This window comes from Microbispora rosea, from assembly GCF_044460045.1.
Classification (GTDB): Bacteria; Actinomycetota; Actinomycetes; order Streptosporangiales; family Streptosporangiaceae; genus Microbispora; species Microbispora rosea.
The window spans coordinates 328,434-345,753 of sequence record NZ_JBITJO010000007.1; the positions used below are offsets into that span (position 1 = coordinate 328,434).

The 17,320-nt window shown below is 71.3% G+C and carries 15 protein-coding genes and 1 tRNA gene; 11 read left to right on the forward strand and 5 right to left on the reverse strand.

The window, feature by feature from the left end:
* Positions 1-51 precede the first annotated feature (51 nt).
* Both ACIBK1_RS29005 and ACIBK1_RS29010 read left to right on the forward strand, forming a co-directional pair.
* Positions 52-696 carry a hypothetical protein gene (locus ACIBK1_RS29005; RefSeq protein ID WP_156080766.1) on the forward strand — a complete coding sequence of 215 codons (645 nt, stop codon included), beginning with the start codon at positions 52-54 and terminating at the stop codon, positions 694-696.
* A gap of 168 nt (positions 697-864) precedes the next feature.
* A complete protein-coding gene (locus ACIBK1_RS29010; RefSeq protein WP_030506217.1) occupies positions 865-2,169 on the forward strand; it encodes a deoxyguanosinetriphosphate triphosphohydrolase in 1,305 nt (434 codons plus the stop codon).
* A gap of 124 nt (positions 2,170-2,293) precedes the next feature.
* On the opposite strand, the gene ACIBK1_RS29015 is transcribed toward ACIBK1_RS29010, so the two are convergent.
* On the reverse strand, positions 2,294-3,160 hold the full coding sequence (locus tag ACIBK1_RS29015) for a LysR family transcriptional regulator (RefSeq protein WP_363527588.1): 867 nt from the start codon (positions 3,158-3,160) through the stop codon (positions 2,294-2,296).
* 71 nt (positions 3,161-3,231) lie between these two features.
* Between ACIBK1_RS29015 and ACIBK1_RS29020 the strand changes: the two genes are divergently transcribed.
* Entirely contained in the window at positions 3,232-3,975 is a 744-nt protein-coding gene (locus ACIBK1_RS29020) for an SDR family oxidoreductase (protein ID WP_396738865.1), read from the forward strand.
* A gap of 25 nt (positions 3,976-4,000) precedes the next feature.
* Here ACIBK1_RS29020 and ACIBK1_RS29025 read toward each other — a convergent pair whose 3' ends face one another.
* The gene (locus ACIBK1_RS29025; RefSeq protein ID WP_396738884.1) at positions 4,001-4,846 is read right to left on the reverse strand and encodes a peptidoglycan DD-metalloendopeptidase family protein; all 846 of its coding nucleotides are present in this window, start codon (positions 4,844-4,846) and stop codon (positions 4,001-4,003) included.
* 147 nt (positions 4,847-4,993) lie between these two features.
* Between ACIBK1_RS29025 and dnaG the strand changes: the two genes are divergently transcribed.
* The 5 genes from dnaG (at position 4,994) to ACIBK1_RS29050 (ending at position 10,656) form a co-directional block, all read left to right on the forward strand.
* Positions 4,994-6,913: a DNA primase gene (gene dnaG, locus ACIBK1_RS29030; protein ID WP_030506213.1), complete on the forward strand. Its 1,920-nt coding sequence runs from the start codon at positions 4,994-4,996 to the stop codon at positions 6,911-6,913.
* Positions 6,914-7,059: 146 nt separating this feature from the next.
* Positions 7,060-8,199 carry an RNA polymerase sigma factor RpoD gene (rpoD, locus tag ACIBK1_RS29035; protein ID WP_030506212.1) on the forward strand — a complete coding sequence of 380 codons (1,140 nt, stop codon included), beginning with the start codon at positions 7,060-7,062 and terminating at the stop codon, positions 8,197-8,199.
* A 145-nt stretch (positions 8,200-8,344) separates the two neighbouring features.
* Positions 8,345-9,073, forward strand: coding sequence for a glyoxalase (locus ACIBK1_RS29040; protein ID WP_396738867.1), 729 nt, complete (start codon positions 8,345-8,347; stop codon positions 9,071-9,073).
* A gap of 130 nt (positions 9,074-9,203) precedes the next feature.
* On the forward strand, positions 9,204-9,707 hold the full coding sequence (locus ACIBK1_RS29045; protein ID WP_396738869.1) for a hypothetical protein: 504 nt from the start codon (positions 9,204-9,206) through the stop codon (positions 9,705-9,707).
* Between the two features lie 37 nt (positions 9,708-9,744).
* Positions 9,745-10,656, forward strand: coding sequence for a hypothetical protein (locus ACIBK1_RS29050; RefSeq protein ID WP_396738871.1), 912 nt, complete (start codon positions 9,745-9,747; stop codon positions 10,654-10,656).
* 239 nt (positions 10,657-10,895) lie between these two features.
* Here ACIBK1_RS29050 and ACIBK1_RS29055 read toward each other — a convergent pair whose 3' ends face one another.
* The gene (locus tag ACIBK1_RS29055; RefSeq protein WP_030506208.1) at positions 10,896-11,198 is read right to left on the reverse strand and encodes a hypothetical protein; all 303 of its coding nucleotides are present in this window, start codon (positions 11,196-11,198) and stop codon (positions 10,896-10,898) included.
* 259 nt (positions 11,199-11,457) lie between these two features.
* Between ACIBK1_RS29055 and ACIBK1_RS29060 the strand changes: the two genes are divergently transcribed.
* The 3 genes from ACIBK1_RS29060 (at position 11,458) to ACIBK1_RS29070 (ending at position 13,885) form a co-directional block, all read left to right on the forward strand.
* A tRNA-Asn gene (locus tag ACIBK1_RS29060) sits at positions 11,458-11,530 on the forward strand.
* A gap of 358 nt (positions 11,531-11,888) precedes the next feature.
* Positions 11,889-13,073, forward strand: a complete 1,185-nt coding sequence (locus tag ACIBK1_RS29065; protein WP_231513754.1) for a nitric oxide synthase oxygenase — start codon at positions 11,889-11,891, stop codon at positions 13,071-13,073.
* Between the two features lie 41 nt (positions 13,074-13,114).
* The gene (locus tag ACIBK1_RS29070) at positions 13,115-13,885 is read left to right on the forward strand and encodes an enoyl-CoA hydratase-related protein (RefSeq protein WP_396738886.1); all 771 of its coding nucleotides are present in this window, start codon (positions 13,115-13,117) and stop codon (positions 13,883-13,885) included.
* A gap of 66 nt (positions 13,886-13,951) precedes the next feature.
* On the opposite strand, the gene galK is transcribed toward ACIBK1_RS29070, so the two are convergent.
* Both galK and ACIBK1_RS29080 read right to left on the reverse strand, forming a co-directional pair.
* The gene (gene galK / locus ACIBK1_RS29075; RefSeq protein ID WP_396738873.1) at positions 13,952-15,073 is read right to left on the reverse strand and encodes a galactokinase; all 1,122 of its coding nucleotides are present in this window, start codon (positions 15,071-15,073) and stop codon (positions 13,952-13,954) included.
* 117 nt (positions 15,074-15,190) lie between these two features.
* Positions 15,191-16,852 (reverse strand): catalase, encoded by a 1,662-nt coding sequence (locus ACIBK1_RS29080; RefSeq protein WP_396738875.1) that lies wholly within the window; start codon positions 16,850-16,852, stop codon positions 15,191-15,193.
* Between the last annotated feature and the right edge of the window lie 468 nt (positions 16,853-17,320).

Here is a 17,320-nt window from a genome sequence, read left to right on the forward strand (position 1 = left end):
GAGGCGCGCACGCCGCCTACCTTGACGCCACACAACGTCAAGGAGGCTTGAATGTCCACTTCACCTGTGAACGTCCGGCAGCGCTTCGCCGGCGCCTGCCTGATCGCCGGGCCGATCGCCATGGCCGCGGCGATGGCGCTCAAGACGACGGGGGGCGGCGACTCACGGGCCCTGCTCGCCGAGGTCGCCGCCGACCCGGGCCGGTTCCAGCTGTCGACCCTGCTGCAACTGCTGGCCGTCCTGATCACGCTGCCCGGGCTGGCCGGGCTGGTGCGGCTGTTCCCCGGGCGGGGCGCGGTGCTCGGTCACCTCGGCATCGGGCTGCTCGGGCTCAACATGCTGGGAAACCTCGGCGACGCCGCCGGCAGCGCGGCCCTGTCCGCGCTGGCCTCGGGCGGGGTCACCGAGCAGAAGGCGGCGATCGCGGACGCCATCTCCGGCGAGACCGTCTTCGTCGTCGTCCAGCTCATGGTCCTGGCCGGGATGCTCGGCTTCATCCTGCTACCGGTCGGCCTGCTGCTGGCTCGCACGGTCCACTGGGCCGTTCCCGCGCTGATCCTGGCGACCGTCGTCTCGTTCTTCCTGCCGGTCAACGAGGGCGTCGGCGGTGTCCTGCTCGCCCTGGGCATGGGCACGATCGGCGTCCGCTTCCTGACCGACCTGCCCACCGCGGACGCCCCGCTCGCGCGGCTGTGAGTGCGGGCGGCCGACGCTCAGCCCCGCGAAACCGAGTGTCACCCGCAGTCGCTTACCTGGCAGAAGGGCAATCTCCCATCGGACTACTGGATCTGTCGTGAAACCGGACCTTCGCGGGTACGCTCCATTCCCCGCCGCCACGGGGCTTGCCTCAAGGAAGGAGGACGCATGGCCCGCTATGACGAGCACGACCAGGCACGATGGGTGCCGGAGCCGCCGGGTAACCCCGAGCGGAGCGCGTTCGAGCGGGACCGGGCACGCGTGCTCCACAGCGCCTCGCTGCGCAGGCTCGCCGCCAAGACGCAGGTGGTGGCCCCCGCCGACTGCACCGGCCTGCACAGCCCCCGCACACGGCTGACCCACTCGCTGGAGTGCGCGCAGATCGGCCGGGAGATGGGCAAGGTCCTCGGCTGCGACCCCGACCTGGTGGAGACCGCCTGTCTCGCCCACGACCTCGGCCATCCCCCGTTCGGCCACAACGGGGAGGCCGCCCTGAACGAGCTGGCGGCGCCGTGCGGCGGGTTCCAGGGCAACGCGCAGAACCTGCGCCTGCTGACCCGGCTGGAGGCCAAGGTCATCACCGAGGACGGCCGCAGCGCCGGGCTCAACCTCACCCGGGCCACGCTCGACTCGGTCTGCAAGTATCCCTGGGCCGGGTCCTCCTGCCGGATCCCCGGCGTCCCGCTCGCCGCCGAGGGCCGGCCGTACTGCGTCTACCCCGACGACCTGGCGGTCTTCCGGTGGGTGCGGGAGGGGGCGCCCGACTACGCGGTCGGCTTCGAGGCGCAGGTCATGGACTGGGCCGACGACGTGGCCTACTCGGTGCACGACCTGGAGGACGCGCTGACGTGCGGTCACGTCACGATGGCGGCCCTGCGGGACCCGGAGGAACGGCTGGAGGTCTGCCGCCTGACGAGGGAGTGGTACGCGCCCGACGCCGGCGTGGAGGAGCTGTCGGAGACCTTCGCCCGGCTGCTCGCCGAGCCGCTGTGGCCGGCCGCCTTCGACGCCGGGCTCGCCGACCTCGCCGCGCTCAAGCGGCTCACCAGCGCCCTCATCGGCCGGTTGTGCCGCTCCGCCCAGGACGCCACCCGCGAGGCGTACGGCTGCCGCCCCACGCCGGGCGGCAGGGACGGCCGCACCCGGTACGACGCGGACCTGGTGGTGCCGAGGACGACCCGCCTGGAGTGCGCGCTGCTCAAGGGCGTGACGGTGCACTACGTGATGTCGCGGGAGGACCACCACGCCGTCCAGGCCCGGCAGCGGGAGATCATCGCCGAGCTGGGCGACCTCATCCTGCGCGGTGCCCCGGCGACGCTGGAGCCCGCTCTTCGGCCCCAGTTCGAGCAGGCCGCCGACGACGCGGAACGGCTTCGCGCGGTGGTCGACCAGATCGCCTCGCTGACCGACGCCTCCGCCATGGGCTGGCACCGCCGCCTGTCGGCGGCCACGCACCGGCTCAAGGCGAGCTGACCCGCCGGAGCCGCCCTCAGGGCCGGTTCGCGGGGCCGTCCCGGGCCGGCCTGAGTGGCCGCCTCAGGGCCGATTCCCGGGGCCGACTCGCGTGGCCGCCTCCCGGGTGACTCGCGGGGCCGCCTCAGGGCCGATTCGCGTGGGCCGCTCGCCGCGCGACCTCCGCCGCCGTGCGCACGAAGGCGGCCAGCGCCCGCGACCGCGCGTCCTGCGGCCAGGCCAGGACCAGCGTCGTCGGCGGCGCGTCGGCCACGGGCACGCCGACGAGGTCGTGACGCAGGTTCCCCTGGATCGACCGGGGGACGACCGCCACGGCCCGGCCGAGCGCGACGAGATGCATGAGCTGGCCGCTCTCGGCGATCCGGAAGGAGCCCTCGGGGACGGCCCCGGGCCACCGCGGCAACGGCTCGCCGTCGAGGTCCGCCATCGACAGCTCCGCGCGCCCGGCGAGCCGGTGCCCCCGGGGCAGCACCGCCACCTGGCTCTCCACCAGGAGCTCCTCGACCGCCAGACCGGTCAGATCCTCGCGCGGGGCGTGCAGCAGGGCGGCGTCGGCCCGGCCGTCCCGCACCATCGCGCCCCGCTCCAGGGCGCTGAAGACGATGTCGACGGGCACCGCGCCCGGCGTGGCCGCGTACGCCGCGAGGATCTCCGGCAGCAGGTCGGCGTCCCCGCCCGGTTTGGCGGCGAGCACGAGCGAGGGCGCGCCGCGGCCGGCCCGCCGGGTCCTGCGCACGGCCGCCGACACCGCGGCGAGCGCTGCCTGCCCCTCCCGCAGCAGCGTCTCGCCCGCTTCCGTCAGCTCCACCGTGCGGTGGTCGCGCTCAAGCAGCCGCACCCCGAGGCGGCGTTCGAGCTGCTGGATCGCCCGCGACAGCGGCGGTTGCGCGATGCCGAGCCGCCGGGCCGCCCGCCCGAAGTGCAGCTCCTCGGCCACCGCCACGAAATAGGTCAGCTCACGCGTCTCCACGGTGTCGTCACCGGGTGTCATACCGCGAGGGTATCGCCCGTGACCGAGACGGTGTTGGGCACCGAGGGGGCTGAGGTGATGGGCTGACATCCATGAACAACACCGACACCATCGCCCTGGTCACGGGCGCGAACAAGGGAATCGGCCTTGAGGTCGCCAGGCAGCTCGGCGAGCTCGGCATGACCGTGCTGCTCGGGGCGCGCGACCCGGGGCGCGGGGACGAGGCGGTCGCCAAGCTGCGGGCGGAGGGCCTGGAGGTCCACCCGCTGGCGATCGACGTCACCGGTGAGGAGAGCGTGCGGGCGGCGGCGGAGCAGGTGGGGGAGCGGTTCGGCCGCCTCGACGTGCTCGTCAACAACGCCGGCATCTCGGGCGGCACGCGCCAGACACCCGGCTCGGTCGACCTCGGCGTCGTGCGCGAGGTGTTCGAGACCAATGTGTTCGGCGTCATCCGGGTGACCGACGCGATGCTGCCGCTGCTACGGCGGTCCCCGGCCGGGCGGATCGTCAACGTGTCCAGCGGCACGGCGTCGATGACGCACATGACCGACCCCGGCCACTACTTCTCCCGCAGGCCGGGCGTCGCGGGCTACCCGCCGTCGAAGGCCGCCCTGAACCTGCTCACCATCCAGTACGCCAAGGAGCTGCGGCCGCTCGGCATCCTGGTCAACGCCATCGCCCCCGGGGCGTGCGACACCGACTTCGCCAGGGACCTCGGCATGTCCCTGCCGCGTACGGCGGCGCAGGGCGCGGCGGTCGCGGTCAGGCTCGCGACGCTCGGCGCCGAAGGACCGTCGGGCGGGTTCTTCGACGAGGACGGACCGGTGCCCTGGTGACCGTTGCCCTGGTGACCGTGCTCGCCTAGAGCGGGATGACCACGACGTCGTCGTCGTCACCGCCGCCGTTCTTCTTCTTCTTTTGCTTCGTCGGCGGCTTGGTCTCGTCCGGGACGGGCGTGACCTGCTTGGAGGTGCACAGTTGCGTGCAGGGCGGGGTCGCGCCCATCTTCTTGCGCAGCGTGAGCATGGCCTTGCGTGGCGAAACGGTGCGGTTGCCGTCGTCCCAGGAGTCCAGGTAAGGCCACGGCGGCACCACGCCCCGCCGCACCCACCAGTACTGCGGGTCGACCGGCCACGACATGGCGAAGTAGAGGTTGCTCGCGGTGTCGCGCGCGTTGCCCGTGTTGCCCACCCGGCCGAGCAGCTGCCCGGCCTTGACCTTGGCGCCCGGCGTGACGTCCTGCTCCACGGAGTCGAGGTGGCCGCCGAGGTACAGCACGCCGTCCTCACCCTTGATCGTGACGTACCGGCCCTCCCGGTCGGCGCCGCGGTCGGTGGAGGGCGTCCAGAGGTTCTTGAGGTTGACCTCCTGCACCACTCCGTCGACCGGCGACACGAACGCGCATCCCTTGGCCGCCCAGATGATCGTCTTGGGAAGCACGAGCAGCTTGCGGGAGTACGACACCTTGCAGCCCTTGATGGGGAAGGCGTACGTGTAGGGGGACATCTTCGGCGGCGGGACCCGCACGGGCTCGTCCCCGGGCGGAGGCACGATGTGGCCGGGCTGGGAGTCGTCCATGGCGGCCGTGACGCCGCCCGGCGGCGGCGTGGGCGGCAGCGTGCTCACTCCCGCGACCCCGGCGGGCGCACCGCAGGACGTCGCGACGAACGCGGCGCCGGCGAGGGCGGCCAGTCTCCCCGATCGCATGATCTCCACCTGGTCGACGTTACCGAACCTTTCCTTTCTAACGGACCAAGCCGCACATCACGACCGGTTCCGAAAAGTCGTGACATGTCCTCGACCATCCGCGGTGAGGCGTCAGGGCTGTCGGGGGCAGGCTCTAGACTCGCCAGCGTGGCAGGGCGAAGCGGTCGGATCAGTGACGAGGACATCGCGCTCGTGCGGGAGCGCTCGCCGATCGCCGACGTCGTCGGCGAGCACATCCAGCTCCGCAACGCGGGCGGGGGCAACCTGAAGGGGCTGTGCCCGTTCCACGACGAGAAGTCTCCCTCGTTCAACGTCACTCCGGCCCGGGGCTACTACTACTGCTTCGGCTGCGCCGAGGGCGGCGACGTCATCACCTTCGTCCGCAAGATCGAGAACCTGACGTTCAGCGAGGCCGTCGAGCGGCTCGCCCAGCGCGCCGGCATCCAGCTCCGCTACGAGCAGGGCGGCTACGTGCCCGGCCGCGAGCAGGGCGAGCGGCTGCGGCTGATCGAGGCGCACCGCGCCGCCGCCGAGTTCTACGCCGAGAGGCTGTCCGGCCCTGAGGCGGCCCCGGGGCGGCGCTTCCTGTCCGAGCGCGGCTTCGAGCGGGCCGACGCGGAGCACTTCGGCGTCGGCTACGCCCCAAACGAATGGGAGGCGCTGTCGCGGCACCTGATGGCCCGCGGGTTCACCTCCCAGGAGCTGATCAAGGGCGGCCTGGCCCGCGAGGGCAGGCGCGGCCCCGTCGACCGGTTCCGCGGCCGGCTGATCTGGCCCATCCGCGACATCACCGGCGACGTCATCGGGTTCGGCGCGCGCAAGCTGCTCGACTCCGACGACGGCCCCAAATACCTGAACACCCCTGAGAGCCCGATCTACCACAAGAGCTCGGTGCTGTACGGCGTCGACCTCGCCAAGCGGGAGATCGCCAAGAGGTCCCAGGCCGTCATCGTGGAGGGCTACACGGACGTCATGGCCTGCCATCTGGCCGGCGTGCCGACCGCGGTGGCCACGTGCGGCACCTCCTTCGGCGAGGAGCACATCAAGGTGCTGCGCCGGCTGCTGCTGGACCAGGCCGAGTTCCGGGGTGAGGTGATCTTCACCTTCGACGGCGACTCGGCGGGGCAGAAGGCCGCCCTGCGCGCGTTCCAGGACGAGCAGAAGTTCGTGACGCAGACCTTCGTGGCCGTGCAGCCCGACGGCCTCGACCCCTGCGACCTGCGGGTCAAGCAGGGCGACGCCGCCGTGCGCGACCTGATCGCCAGCCGCGAGCCGCTGTTCGCCTTCGCGGTCCGCAGCACCCTGTCCCGCTACGACCTCAACACCAACGAGGGACGCCTGGCCGCGCTCGACGCCGCCGCGCCCGTCGTGGCCTCGATCAAGGATCCGGGGCTGCGCAAGACCTACGTGGTCGACCTCGACCGCTGGCTCGGCTTCATGGACGAGGGCTTCGTCATCCAGCGCGTGCAGCAGGTCGTGGGGCGGACGCCGGAGGGCGGCCACGCTCCGGGACGCCGGCAGGCGGCGCGCGGAGCCGCGCCCGCGCGGTCCGCCCCGGTGCGGCAGGAGCCCATGGACCCCGCCGTCCGCCTGGAGGCGGAGGCGCTCAAGATCGCCGTGCAGCGGCCCGCGCTGCTCGGGCCGGAGTTCGACGCGCTCGGCGCGGCGACGTTCACCCTGCCCGAGCACGTCGCGCTCTACGAGGTCATCGTGGCGGCGGGCGGGACCGCCGCCGCGGGGCCCGGCGGGCGCGAGTGGGTCGACCGGCTGCTGGAGCAGGCCGACGCCGGGGCGCCCGGCGAGACCGGCGTCGACCTGAGGCCGCTCGTCACCCGGTTCGCGGTCGAGGCCGTGCGCGCCGACGTCGCCATCGAGGAGCGGTACGGCGCGGCGGTCCTGGCCAAGATCCAGGAGGTCGCGGTCGGCCGGGCCGTCGCCCAGGTGAAGTCGCGGCTGCAGCGGCTCAACCCGGTCGAGGAGCAGCAGGAGTACAACCGGCTGTTCGGCGAACTCGTGGCGCTGGAACAGCAGCGACGCGTGTTGCGAGAACGCGCCAGCGGGGCCTGAATAAACGTCCCTTTCCAGATCTCACAGTCGCCAAACACATGTTTTGATCTCGATTCGGTATTGACTTCCGCCTTACCTTGGGTGACAAAAATAGGCCTGCCATTTAGTGGTGCCTTTCCTGCACACTGTGTTCCGTGGGTGCATCGGTGCTGCCAAGCAGGCCGCCATCGGTAGACCAGGTGGCGGACCTCGTCGCGAAGGGAAGGGAACGCGGGAGCGTCACGGTTGACGACGTGGCCGCCGCGCTCGACCGATCCGAGCTGCCCGCCGACGCGCTGGAGCGCGTCGTGCGGATGCTCGCCGAGAACGGGGTTGAGGTCCTCGAGCCGCAAGGCGACGAGGAGCCCAGCAAGCCGGACGAGGAGGATATCGGCAAACGCGCTCCGACCAGCGACCTGGTCAGGATCTATCTCAGGGAGATCGGCAGGGTTCCGCTGCTCACCGCCGAGGAGGAGGTGGAACTCGCCAAGGCCATCGAGGCCGGTCTGTTCGCGGAGGACAAGCTCTGCGAGAGCCTCGCCGCCAGGTTCGCCCGGCCGGAGCTGGAGGACCTGGTCTGGGAGGGCGTCCGCGCCAAGCAGCGGCTCATCGAGGCCAACCTCAGGCTCGTGGTCTCCATCGCCAAGCGCTATGTCGGGCGCGGAATGCTGTTCCTGGATCTCATTCAGGAAGGCAATCTGGGTCTCATCCGTGCGGTCGAGAAATTCGACTACACCAAGGGATACAAGTTCTCGACCTATGCGACCTGGTGGATTCGCCAGGCGATCACGCGGGCGATCGCCGACCAGGCGAGAACGATCCGCATTCCCGTGCACATGGTCGAAACGATCAACAAATTGGTCCGTGTGCAGCGGCAGCTTCACCAGGATCTCGGCCGGGAGCCCGCCCCCGAGGAGATCGCCGCCGAGATGGACCTGCCGATCGACCGCGTGGTGGAGATCCAGCGCATCGCGCAGGAGCCGGTCTCGCTCCAGGCGCCCATCGGAGAGGAGGACTCCGACCTCGGCGACTTCATCGAGGACGCCGACGCCGTGGTGCCGATGGAGGCCGCGGCCTTCATCATGCTGCAGGACCAGCTCGACGACATCCTGGCCACGCTGTCGGAGCGCGAGCAGCGGATCATCCAGCTCCGGTTCGGCCTCTCCGACGGCCACCCCCGCACGCTGGAGGAGGTCGGCCGGGAGTTCGGCGTCACCCGTGAACGCATCCGGCAGATCGAGTCCAAGACGCTGGCCAAGCTGCGTCACCCCACTCGCGCCCAGATGCTCCGGGACTACCTGGACTGACGCTCCCCGATCGGCGTGAACGAGCGCCTCCCGGCTCACGGGAGGCGCTCGTCGCGTTCCGGGCCGCGGGGGTCCTTGGAGCGATCCATGTGCGAGCCGTGCCGAGGAGTGTCACCATCGCGCGGCGATCGGAAAGGTGGATGACATGAATGAGCCCGCGGTCCGGCCGAACGAGACGACGGTGCCGTTGATGCCGTGCGCGTCGCCGGAGGAGACTCTGGCGTTCTACGAGGCGCTGGGATTCGAGGCGACCTACAAACAGACCAGGCCCTATGTCTATCTGGCCCTGCGGTGGAGCGGATTCGAGCTGCACTTCGGCCCGGCGCCCAAGGACCTGGATCCGGCCCGGGAGCATTCCGGAGGCTGCCTGGTCATGGTCGACGCCGTCGCGCCGTACCACGCGGAGTTCGTCGCGGCGATGCGCCGCGCCTACGGGAAGGTGCTGAGCTCCGGCCTGCCGCGGATCACCCGTTACCGGCCCGGCGCGTCCCGGTTCACGCTGATGGATCCGTCCGGGAACTCGATCATCTTCATCCAGCGCGACGAGCCGGCCGAGCTGGAATACGGCGGTTCGAAGAAGCTGACGGGCCTGGCCAAGGCGCTCGACAACGCCCGGATACTGCGCGAGTTCAAGAACGACGACCTGCAGGCCTTCCGCGCGCTCAAGTCCGCCGTGCGCAGGCACGGCGCGGAGGCCTCGCCGGCCGAGCGGGCCATCGCCCTGTGCCACCTGGTCGACCTGGCCACGGCCCTCGGTGAGCCCGCCGATCCCTGGCTCGCCGATCTGCGTGGAGTGGAGCTCACCGCCGGCGACAGGCAGCGGGTCGAGTCGGAGCTCGGGCATCTCGCCGGACTCCAGGAGTGGCTCCCCTGAGCGGCTCTCGCCCGGGTCTCGCCGCTCCCCGGGTGCGGAGCCGTACGACAGGAGGGCCGTACGACAGGAGGGACGTTGCGCCGGATAGCCTCGGGGGTGTTAACGGTCGTCGTACGCTGGCGGTGCTCCCTTGACCCCTCAGAAGTCCTCACTGTCCCGCCTGTTCGGCGCCCGGCTGCCCCGTGAGGTCCGCGCGGCCCTCGCCCTGGAGAGCGGCGAGCGTCCGATCAGCCACGCACCGGCGTCCGAGGGCGGCCACATCGTCGCCACCACCCGGGCCCTGCACCTGCCGGACGGGCTGCGCCTGCCCTGGCACCTGATGGACAAGGCCGTGTGGGACGAGGAGGGCGTGACGGTCACGATGACGGACGGGGCGGTCCACCGGGCCCTCCTGCCCGAGCCGGGCAGACTGCCGGAGACGATCCGCGAGCGGGTGACCTCGACGATCGTCGCGAGCCGCCACGTCACCATCAACGGCCGCGGGGGAGTGCGCCTGGTCGCCCGCCGGATCCCCGGCTACGACACCCCGCGCTGGGAGTTCATCTTCGACCCCGGGCTCGACGCCGACGACCCCGGTCTGCGCGCCCACGCCGAGCAGGCCCTGGAGGAGGTCCGCCGCAGCCTCGGCGTGTGACGACGCCCAGGGCCGGCGCATGGCATGATCACCTCGCATGAAATGGCGAGTGACGATGGCGGCTGTGCTCGGGATCGTGGCCATACCGGTGCCCGCGCAGGCGGCGTCCGTCGACGTGGTGGCCGCCGTGTGGCGGCTTCAGGCCCAGGGCAGCCCGGTGAAGATCTTCCAGCACACCTCGCTGGACTGGCCGCGTGACCCCCGACTCGACGATATGCCGCGCGGCTACTGCAAGGGCGGGAACAGCGACCCCCACATGACGGGCGTGGCGCGGCTGGGCAGGGCGGGGGTCGTGGCCGCCGACATGAAGAGGTCGATGCTGCTCGGGAGCTGCGACCTGCAGTTCCTGCGACAGGACGCCGCCGGCGGGGACCGGCGCGCGGGCGATCTCGCCACGGTCGGCTCGGCGACGCATCGGGTGCGCAGCGTCGGCGGCGTGCTCTACGGCGCGGGCCCCGCGTACGGCGGCACGTCGTGTGCGCGGATCGGGAAGGCGCCGGGCGGCGCGGCGCTGTACGGTGACCAGATCATCGACGCCTTCGACCTCGGGACGCTCAGGGCCCTGGTCGCCTCCGCGTCGAGCAGCAAGCCGGGGTCGGCGGTCCACGACGCCGACGACCGTGCGGTCAAGAAGACGTGGAGCATCCGCGGCACGACGACCTTCGGCAAGCTCTTCGCGCTCTCCAAGCCGTTCAGGACGATGCTCGGCGGGCGGCTCGACCCCCGATACCGCGGGATCACCGTCTTCTGGGGGATCGCCACCGACATGACGGGAAGGCCGATCGTGGTCCAGGCGGTGTGGCGGCCCGGCGTGGGATACCCGGCGGCGTCCGTGGCCGTCGCCACCCGCTTCAGCTGGGACGTGAAAGCCTCCATCAGGGCTCCGCGCGCCGGCAGGACCGCGCGGGATCCCCACGGGGACGACGTCGTCGACCTGTTCCGTTCCTGAGCGTGTCCCCGCCGTACGGCGCGGGTGCGGTCCGGCGTGATCTCGGCGCGGCACGCGTGTACGGAAGGGCCTGGCGGCGCGCCCGCGCCCGCCGAGATCGGCTGGGAGGGGCGGAGGACAGGCGACGGGCTCCCGTCGGGCAACGGGGCCCGTCGTCCGCTCCCGAGGCCCGCAGGCCGCGGTCAGGCATGGTGAGGGCCGGTCAGGGCCGGTCAGGGCATGGTCTGCCGGGGGACGGCTCAGGGGATCTGGTCGGCGCCGGCCGGCCAGCCGGTGGCCGTGCCGACCCGGTCGGGCCTGTCGGCCTGCTCCCAGGTCTCCGTCTTCCTCAGGAACGGCACCTTGTCGCCCGCGAGGTCCTTGGCCTTGCCCGCCACCTTCGAGGCCTGGGCGCCGACCAGCCCCGCCGCCTCCTGCACCGTGGGACTGTCCGCGAACCGCTGCGCGAAACGCTTGATCTGCTCGTAGCGCTCACGCCCGGCCCGCGTGCCGAGGACGTAGCCGACGGCCAGCCCGGTGGCGAACATCGCCTTGTATCGCATCTTCCACCTCCGCGCTCGTGTTCCCCGCCCCCCTACCCCGAGGGCCTGTCTCTATCCAACAGCAGCCGTTCCGGTCCCGCCCCGGCGGGCTCCGGGACCGTCCGGATGCTCTTTGCCGTACGCCGATCAAGACCCGACGACTCGCGGACGGATTCGATGTGACAGACACCCCTCGGAGTGCGCTAATCTAGTTCCACGCCGCAAGGAAAGCCGAAAGGCCGGAACAAGCGGAGCAAGTAGTACCAGCAGTACAGCACGATCCCGTGTAGCTCAATCGGCAGAGCAGCCGGCTGTTAACCGGCAGGTTATAGGTTCGAGTCCTATCGCGGGAGCAATAACCCCGGGGCGGTGGTCACAGACCACCGCCCCGGGGTTTTTCATGCCGACGTGCGGTCCCCGCGGCAGCGGTCGTGTCCTTCGGGACACACGGCCGATCGGGCGGCCGATGGACCGCAGGCCGCCTCTCGCGAACGAGCGACAGGGGCCCGGGGCCGGGGGGACGAGCCAGGGTCGGCTGACGCTTCGCATGCGCCGGTGTATGGATTTGGCGGACAAATCCGGGGACATCGCGGAAAATGTGATCGCCGTGGCCGTACCGGTCGCGGCTGCCGCGGACCACGGACGGCGCAGTGGGGTGAGGGCCACTGCGGAAGGGTGTCGCCGCCGGCCCGGAACCGGCGCGGGGCGCTCGTGAGCGCGAAGTGTGTGGCGGTCGTGCTGACTTGGCGTAAATCGAAGAAGACCCCGGCACCCGTACGGGCATGCGGGGAGACCCCCGCGCCCGCACGAGAGCGCGGGGCGGAGATCGACAGGCGGGAGGCGGAGAGCTTCATCCGGCTCCACCATGCGGAGAACCCGGGGGCGGGCCCGGTGGAGTCCCGGCTCCGGGAGGTCCTCGCGGAGATCGACCAGACGGGGACGTACACCCACACCACGGGCGAGCTGACCTTCGGCGCGCGGGTGGCGTGGCGTAACAGCAACAGATGCATCGGGCGCCTCTACTGGAGGTCGCTGCAGGTGCGGGACCGGCGGCACGTGGACACCGCCGACGGCGTGGCCGAGGAGTGCGTCGAGCACCTCGGGGCGGCCACCGGGAGGGGCAGGATCCGCCCCACCATCACGGTGTTCGCCCCCGACCGGCCGGACGAGCGGGCGCCGCGGGTCCTCAATGACCAGCTCATCCGATATGCCGGATACGTCCGCGAGGACGGCTCGGTCCTGGGCGACCCGGCGAACGCGGAGATCACCAAGCGGGCCCTGCGGATGGGCTGGCGGGGAGAGGGCACGAGGTTCGACGTCCTGCCGCTGGTCGTGGAGGCCAAGGGCGCCCTGGTCCTGCGTGAGGTGCCGCGGGAGGTGGTCCTGGAGGTGCCCATCAGGCACCCGGTCTTCCCGTGGTTCGCCGGTCTGGGGCTCAAATGGCACGCCGTGCCGGCGATCTCGAACATGGCGCTGGAGATCGGCGGGGTCACCTATCCGTGCGCGCCGTTCAACGGCTGGTACATGGGCACCGAGATCGGCGCGCGCAATCTCGCCGACCGGGACCGCTACGACCAGCTTCCGGTGGTCGCCGAGGGGCTCGGCCTCGACACCTCCCACGATCGGACGCTCTGGCGCGACCAGGCGCTGGTGGAGCTCAACGTCGCCGTGCTCCACTCCTTCACCGAGGACGGCGTCACGATCACCGACCACCACACCGAGGCGCGGCGGTTCCTGACCCATCTGGAGCGGGAGGAACGCAGCGGGCGCGTCTGCCCCGCGGACTGGTCGTGGATCGTGCCGCCCCTGTCCGGCGCCGCGACGCCGGTCTTCCACCGCTACTACGAGGACGTACGGCTCACGCCGGCCTACGTCCACCGTCCTCCGCTGGGGTAAAACCGTGTAGAACTATGTTCGGGCGAAGGAGGAGCGTGGCGATGGTGGTGCTGTCCGAGGACGACGGGGGCGTGCGGATCCTCACGTTCAACCGGCCGGAACGGCTGAACGCCTGGACCGCCGAGATGGGACGGCGCTACTTCGACCTGCTGGAGGAGGCCGACCGCGACCCGTCCGTACGGGCGGTCGTGGTGACCGGCGCGGGCAAGGGCTTCTGCGCCGGGGCCGACTTCGCCGACCTGACGGCCATCCAGTCCGGCGAGTACGCCGAGGAGCGGGACCCCCGGCCCAACACGTTCCCCACTACCCTGCGCACGCCGGTGGTCGCGGCGGTCAACGGCGCGTGCGCCGGTCTGGGAATGGTCCACGCGCTCGTGTGCGACGTGGTCGTCACCGCCGACGACGCCAAGTGGACGACGGCGTTCGCCCGGCGCGGGCTCGTCGCCGAGTATGGCCTCGGCTGGATCCTGCCGCGGCTGTCCGGGCAGGCGCGGGCGATGGACCTGCTGCTGTCCGGCCGGGTCTTCACCGGCGCGGAGGCGTGCGCCATGGGCCTGGCCGTACGCGCCGTGCCGGGGGAGCGGCTGCTCGCCGAGGCCGTCGCGTACGCGAAGGAACTGGCCGCCCAGTGCTCGCCCGCCTCGATGGCGATCATCAAGCGGCAGGTCTGGGGCGGCTGGCAGACGGGGCTCGACGAGGCCAGGGACGAGGCCGTGCGGCTGATGACGGAGTCGTTCCTGCGGCCGGACTTCGCCGAGGGAGTGGCGAGCTTCCTCGAACGCCGGCCGCCGGACTTCCCGCCTCTGGCGTGAGAGGTGGGCGGCCTCGCCCGATGCCGTGCGCCGGGCGGCGGCTCTCCCGCCTCTGGGAGTGATGTGTCAGCGGACGCGGCGGGCGCCGGCCGCCGGGGTAGCCGGCAGGAACGTCGGCGCGGCCCAGCCGCGCTCGGCGTAGGCCTGCTCCACGGTGGAGCGGACCCGGTCCACCCGGTCGTCGGCGACGAGCGCGATGGCCGAGCCGCCGAAGCCGCCGCCGGTCATCCGCGCCCCGCGCGCGCCGCCCTTGACCGCCCCCTCCACCGCCACGTCCAGCTCAGGGCAGGAGACCTGGTACTGGTCGCGGAGAGACAGGTGCGAGGCGTTCAGCAGGGCGCCGATCTCCTGGACGGCTCCCGCGCGCAGCAGTCCGATGACGGCCTCCACGCGGTGGTTCTCGGTGACGACGTGCTGGGTGCGGGCCCGCTCGTCGCCGCTGAGCTTCGACAGGGCCGCGGCGAGGTCGGTGACGTCCCGCAGCGACGGGACGCCGAGGTGCTTGGCCGCGTTCTCGCAGTCCCGGCGCCGCATGGCGTACTGCCCGTCGGCCAGCTCGTGGTGCACGCCGGTGTTGATGATGAGGATCTGCATGCCGTACGCCGACAGGTCGAACGGCACGGCGCGACCGGCCAGCGAGCGGCAGTCGAGGAACAGCGCGTGCCCCTCCCTGCACAGCGCCGAGGCCGCCTGGTCCATGATCCCGCACGGCATGCCGACGAACTCGTTCTCGGCCTTCTGGCACAGCCTGGCCAGTTCCATCGGCTCAAGGCCCAGGCCGTACAGGTCGTTCAGGGCGAGCCCGACGGAGACCTCGAGCGCCGCGCTGGAAGACAGCCCGGCGCCCTTGGGCACGTCGCCGTCGATCACGATGTCGGCGCCGCGCACCGGCAGCCTGGCGCCGCGCAGGGTCGAGACGACTCCGGCGGGGTAGCGGGCCCAGCCCTCGGCCTGCTCGACGTCCTCCAGCACCTGCTCCTGGCCGGGGGCCTGGAGGGAGGAGATCCGGACGGTGAGGTCCTCGCGGGGGCTGACGGCCGCGGTGACGCCCCACGGCACCGCGAACGGCAGCACGAAGCCGTCGTTGTAGTCGGTGTGCTCCCCGATGAGGTTGACCCTGCCGGGCGCGTGCCAGACTCCGGCCGGCTCCTCGCCGTACGCCTGCCGGAAAGCATCAACAACGCGCATGGTCGCACACTCCTCAACATCGCAGCCTTCCCGTAGGGTAGCGGCCCACGCGGGTGCGGACGTGCCAGGGCCCGGCTCGGAAACTCCCGGGCCGGGCCCCGATCCGCACGGCGGATCTCACATGGCGGGCACGGTGGCCCGCTCGTCGGGGACGCAGTGCGTCATCTTCAGGCCCGAGACGTCGCGCGGGCCGTTCTTGCCGAGGTTGGCCAGGCGCTCCCTGTCCTCGTCGGTCAGGTCCTGGCTCGCCAGCGGCTCCAGGTGCTTGACGTCGTCAGGCGTGATGCCGAGCCCCTCGCCGACGCGCAGCCCGAGGTCGTCCTCGACCAGCAGGAAGTGCCAGACCATGCGCTCCTGGATCGGCCGGTCGCACTGCGACAGCATGGTGACGAAGTTCTCCACCAGATCGTCGCGCTCCCACTCCTCCATGAGCAGGTAGCGCTGGCCCGCCTGCGTGTAGTCGTTGGTCCGCGGGATGCGCTTGCGGGTGAGCCTGCCGGTGATCTGCGGGCCCTGCTCGTCGTGCGACGGGAACCGCCCCTCGCGCAGCCCGCCGGTGATCGACGGCTCGTAGTTGACGTGCGGGTTCTCGCCTCCCCGATCCTGGTCGTAGGTCATGAGGCCGTCGCGCTGGTTGGTCCGCACGTCGGCGTTCCTGGCCTGGTTGACCGGCAGTTGCAGGTAGTTCGGCCCGACGCGGTAGCGCTGGGTGTCGCTGTAGGAGAACGTGCGGCCCACCAGCATCTTGTCGTCGGAGAAGTCCAGCCCGTCGACGAGGACGCCGGTGCCGAACGAGATCTGCTCGTTCTCGGCGAAGACGTTGTCCACGGTCCGGTCCAGGACCATCCGGCCGACCGGCTTGGCCGGGAAGACGTCCTCCGGCCAGACCTTGGTGTCGTCGAGCGGGTCGAAGTCCAGCTCGGGATGCTCGTCGTCGCTCATCATCTGGACGAGCAACTCCCACTCCGGGTAGTCGCCGCGCTCGATGGCGTCGCGCAGGTCCTTCGTGGCGTGACCCAGCTCGTGGGCCTGGATGCGTGCGGCGTCCTCGGCCGTCATGCTCCTGACCCCCTGCTTGGGCATCCAGTGGTACTTCACGAGCACGGTCTCACCCTGCTCGTTGACCCACTTGTAGGTGTTCACCCCGAAGCCCTGCATGTGCCGGTAGTCCGCCGGGATGCCGCGCGGGCTGAACAGGTTGACGATCATGTGCATCGCCTCGGGGCTCTGCGACATGAAGTCGAAGATCCGGTTCGGCTCCTGCCGGAAGGTGACCGGGTCCGGCTTGAGCGAGTGGATCACGTCGGGGAACTTGATGGCGTCACGGATGAAGAACACCGCGAGGTTGTTTCCGACGAGGTCCCAGTTGCCGTCCTCGGTGTAGAACTTCACCGCGAACCCGCGCGGATCGCGGGCGCACTCGGACGAGTCGCGCCCCCCGATCACGGTCGAGAACCGCACCGCCACGTCGGTGCGATTGCCGGCCTCCTGGAACAGCTTCGCCCTCGTGAACCGGGCGATCGGCTCGTCGCCCCACATGCCGTACGCCTCGAAGAAGCCGTACGACGTCGTGCCGCGCGCGTGCACCACCCGTTCCGGGATGCGCTCCCGGTCGAAGTGACTGATCTTCTCCAGGAACTGGTAGTTCTCGAGAGTGGCCGGGCCGCGCGCGCCGACCGTCCGCTGGTTCTGGTTGTCGTAGACCGGGTGCCCTTGACGGTTGGTCAGCACCGGGCGCTCGTCTCCGGGCTCCGGTCCCTTGCTCGACACGTCCGTCATGGGACGGCTCCTCTCGCTATCTGATCTCATGTGAGGTGTTTGTCCTCTTCAAGAACCCCCTTTCCGCTTTTTGTCGGGGTATTCGTCCCGGCGCCCTCAGAGAGGAGATCCTGGGACGTCGGGAGCACGCGGGGGAAGGACTCACAGGGGCGCCGTGCACATGGTCCACGGCCCGCCGCCGTCCGCGGAGACGGGGGCCTGTAGCGCTTGGCGGGGAACGTGCGCGTTCGCCACGCTTGACCCTGGAAGGGCTCGCTCGCGTCCTGGCAACGTGAACTACTCTGTTCGGGTTGCTCGGGAACATCGGCTCAGGGAGCGCAGGAGCGGAGATGGCAGCCACACCGCGCGGCGACGGTGACCGGCCGCGGTCCGTGCAGCGCCCCGCGGCGCAGGCCGAGCGGCGGGCCGACGCCCGGCGCAACATCAGGTCCATCCTGGACGCGGCCCAGCTCTGCCTGGCCCGCGACG

Excerpts from the sequence above, each read along its gene's own strand:
- ACIBK1_RS29005 (WP_156080766.1), top strand. The coding sequence starts at position 52 with ATGTCCACTTCACCTGTGAACGTCCGGCAGCGCTTCGCCGGCGCCTGC.
- ACIBK1_RS29010 (WP_030506217.1), top strand. The coding sequence starts at position 865 with ATGGCCCGCTATGACGAGCACGACCAGGCACGATGGGTGCCGGAGCCG.
- ACIBK1_RS29015 (WP_363527588.1), bottom strand. The coding sequence starts at position 3,160 with ATGACACCCGGTGACGACACCGTGGAGACGCGTGAGCTGACCTATTTC.
- ACIBK1_RS29020 (WP_396738865.1), top strand. The coding sequence starts at position 3,232 with ATGAACAACACCGACACCATCGCCCTGGTCACGGGCGCGAACAAGGGA.
- ACIBK1_RS29025 (WP_396738884.1), bottom strand. The coding sequence starts at position 4,846 with ATGCGATCGGGGAGACTGGCCGCCCTCGCCGGCGCCGCGTTCGTCGCG.
- ACIBK1_RS29040 (WP_396738867.1), top strand. The coding sequence starts at position 8,345 with ATGAATGAGCCCGCGGTCCGGCCGAACGAGACGACGGTGCCGTTGATG.
- ACIBK1_RS29050 (WP_396738871.1), top strand. The coding sequence starts at position 9,745 with ATGAAATGGCGAGTGACGATGGCGGCTGTGCTCGGGATCGTGGCCATA.
- ACIBK1_RS29055 (WP_030506208.1), bottom strand. The coding sequence starts at position 11,198 with ATGCGATACAAGGCGATGTTCGCCACCGGGCTGGCCGTCGGCTACGTC.
- ACIBK1_RS29070 (WP_396738886.1), top strand. The coding sequence starts at position 13,115 with ATGGTGGTGCTGTCCGAGGACGACGGGGGCGTGCGGATCCTCACGTTC.
- galK (WP_396738873.1), bottom strand. The coding sequence starts at position 15,073 with ATGCGCGTTGTTGATGCTTTCCGGCAGGCGTACGGCGAGGAGCCGGCC.
- ACIBK1_RS29080 (WP_396738875.1), bottom strand. The coding sequence starts at position 16,852 with ATGACGGACGTGTCGAGCAAGGGACCGGAGCCCGGAGACGAGCGCCCG.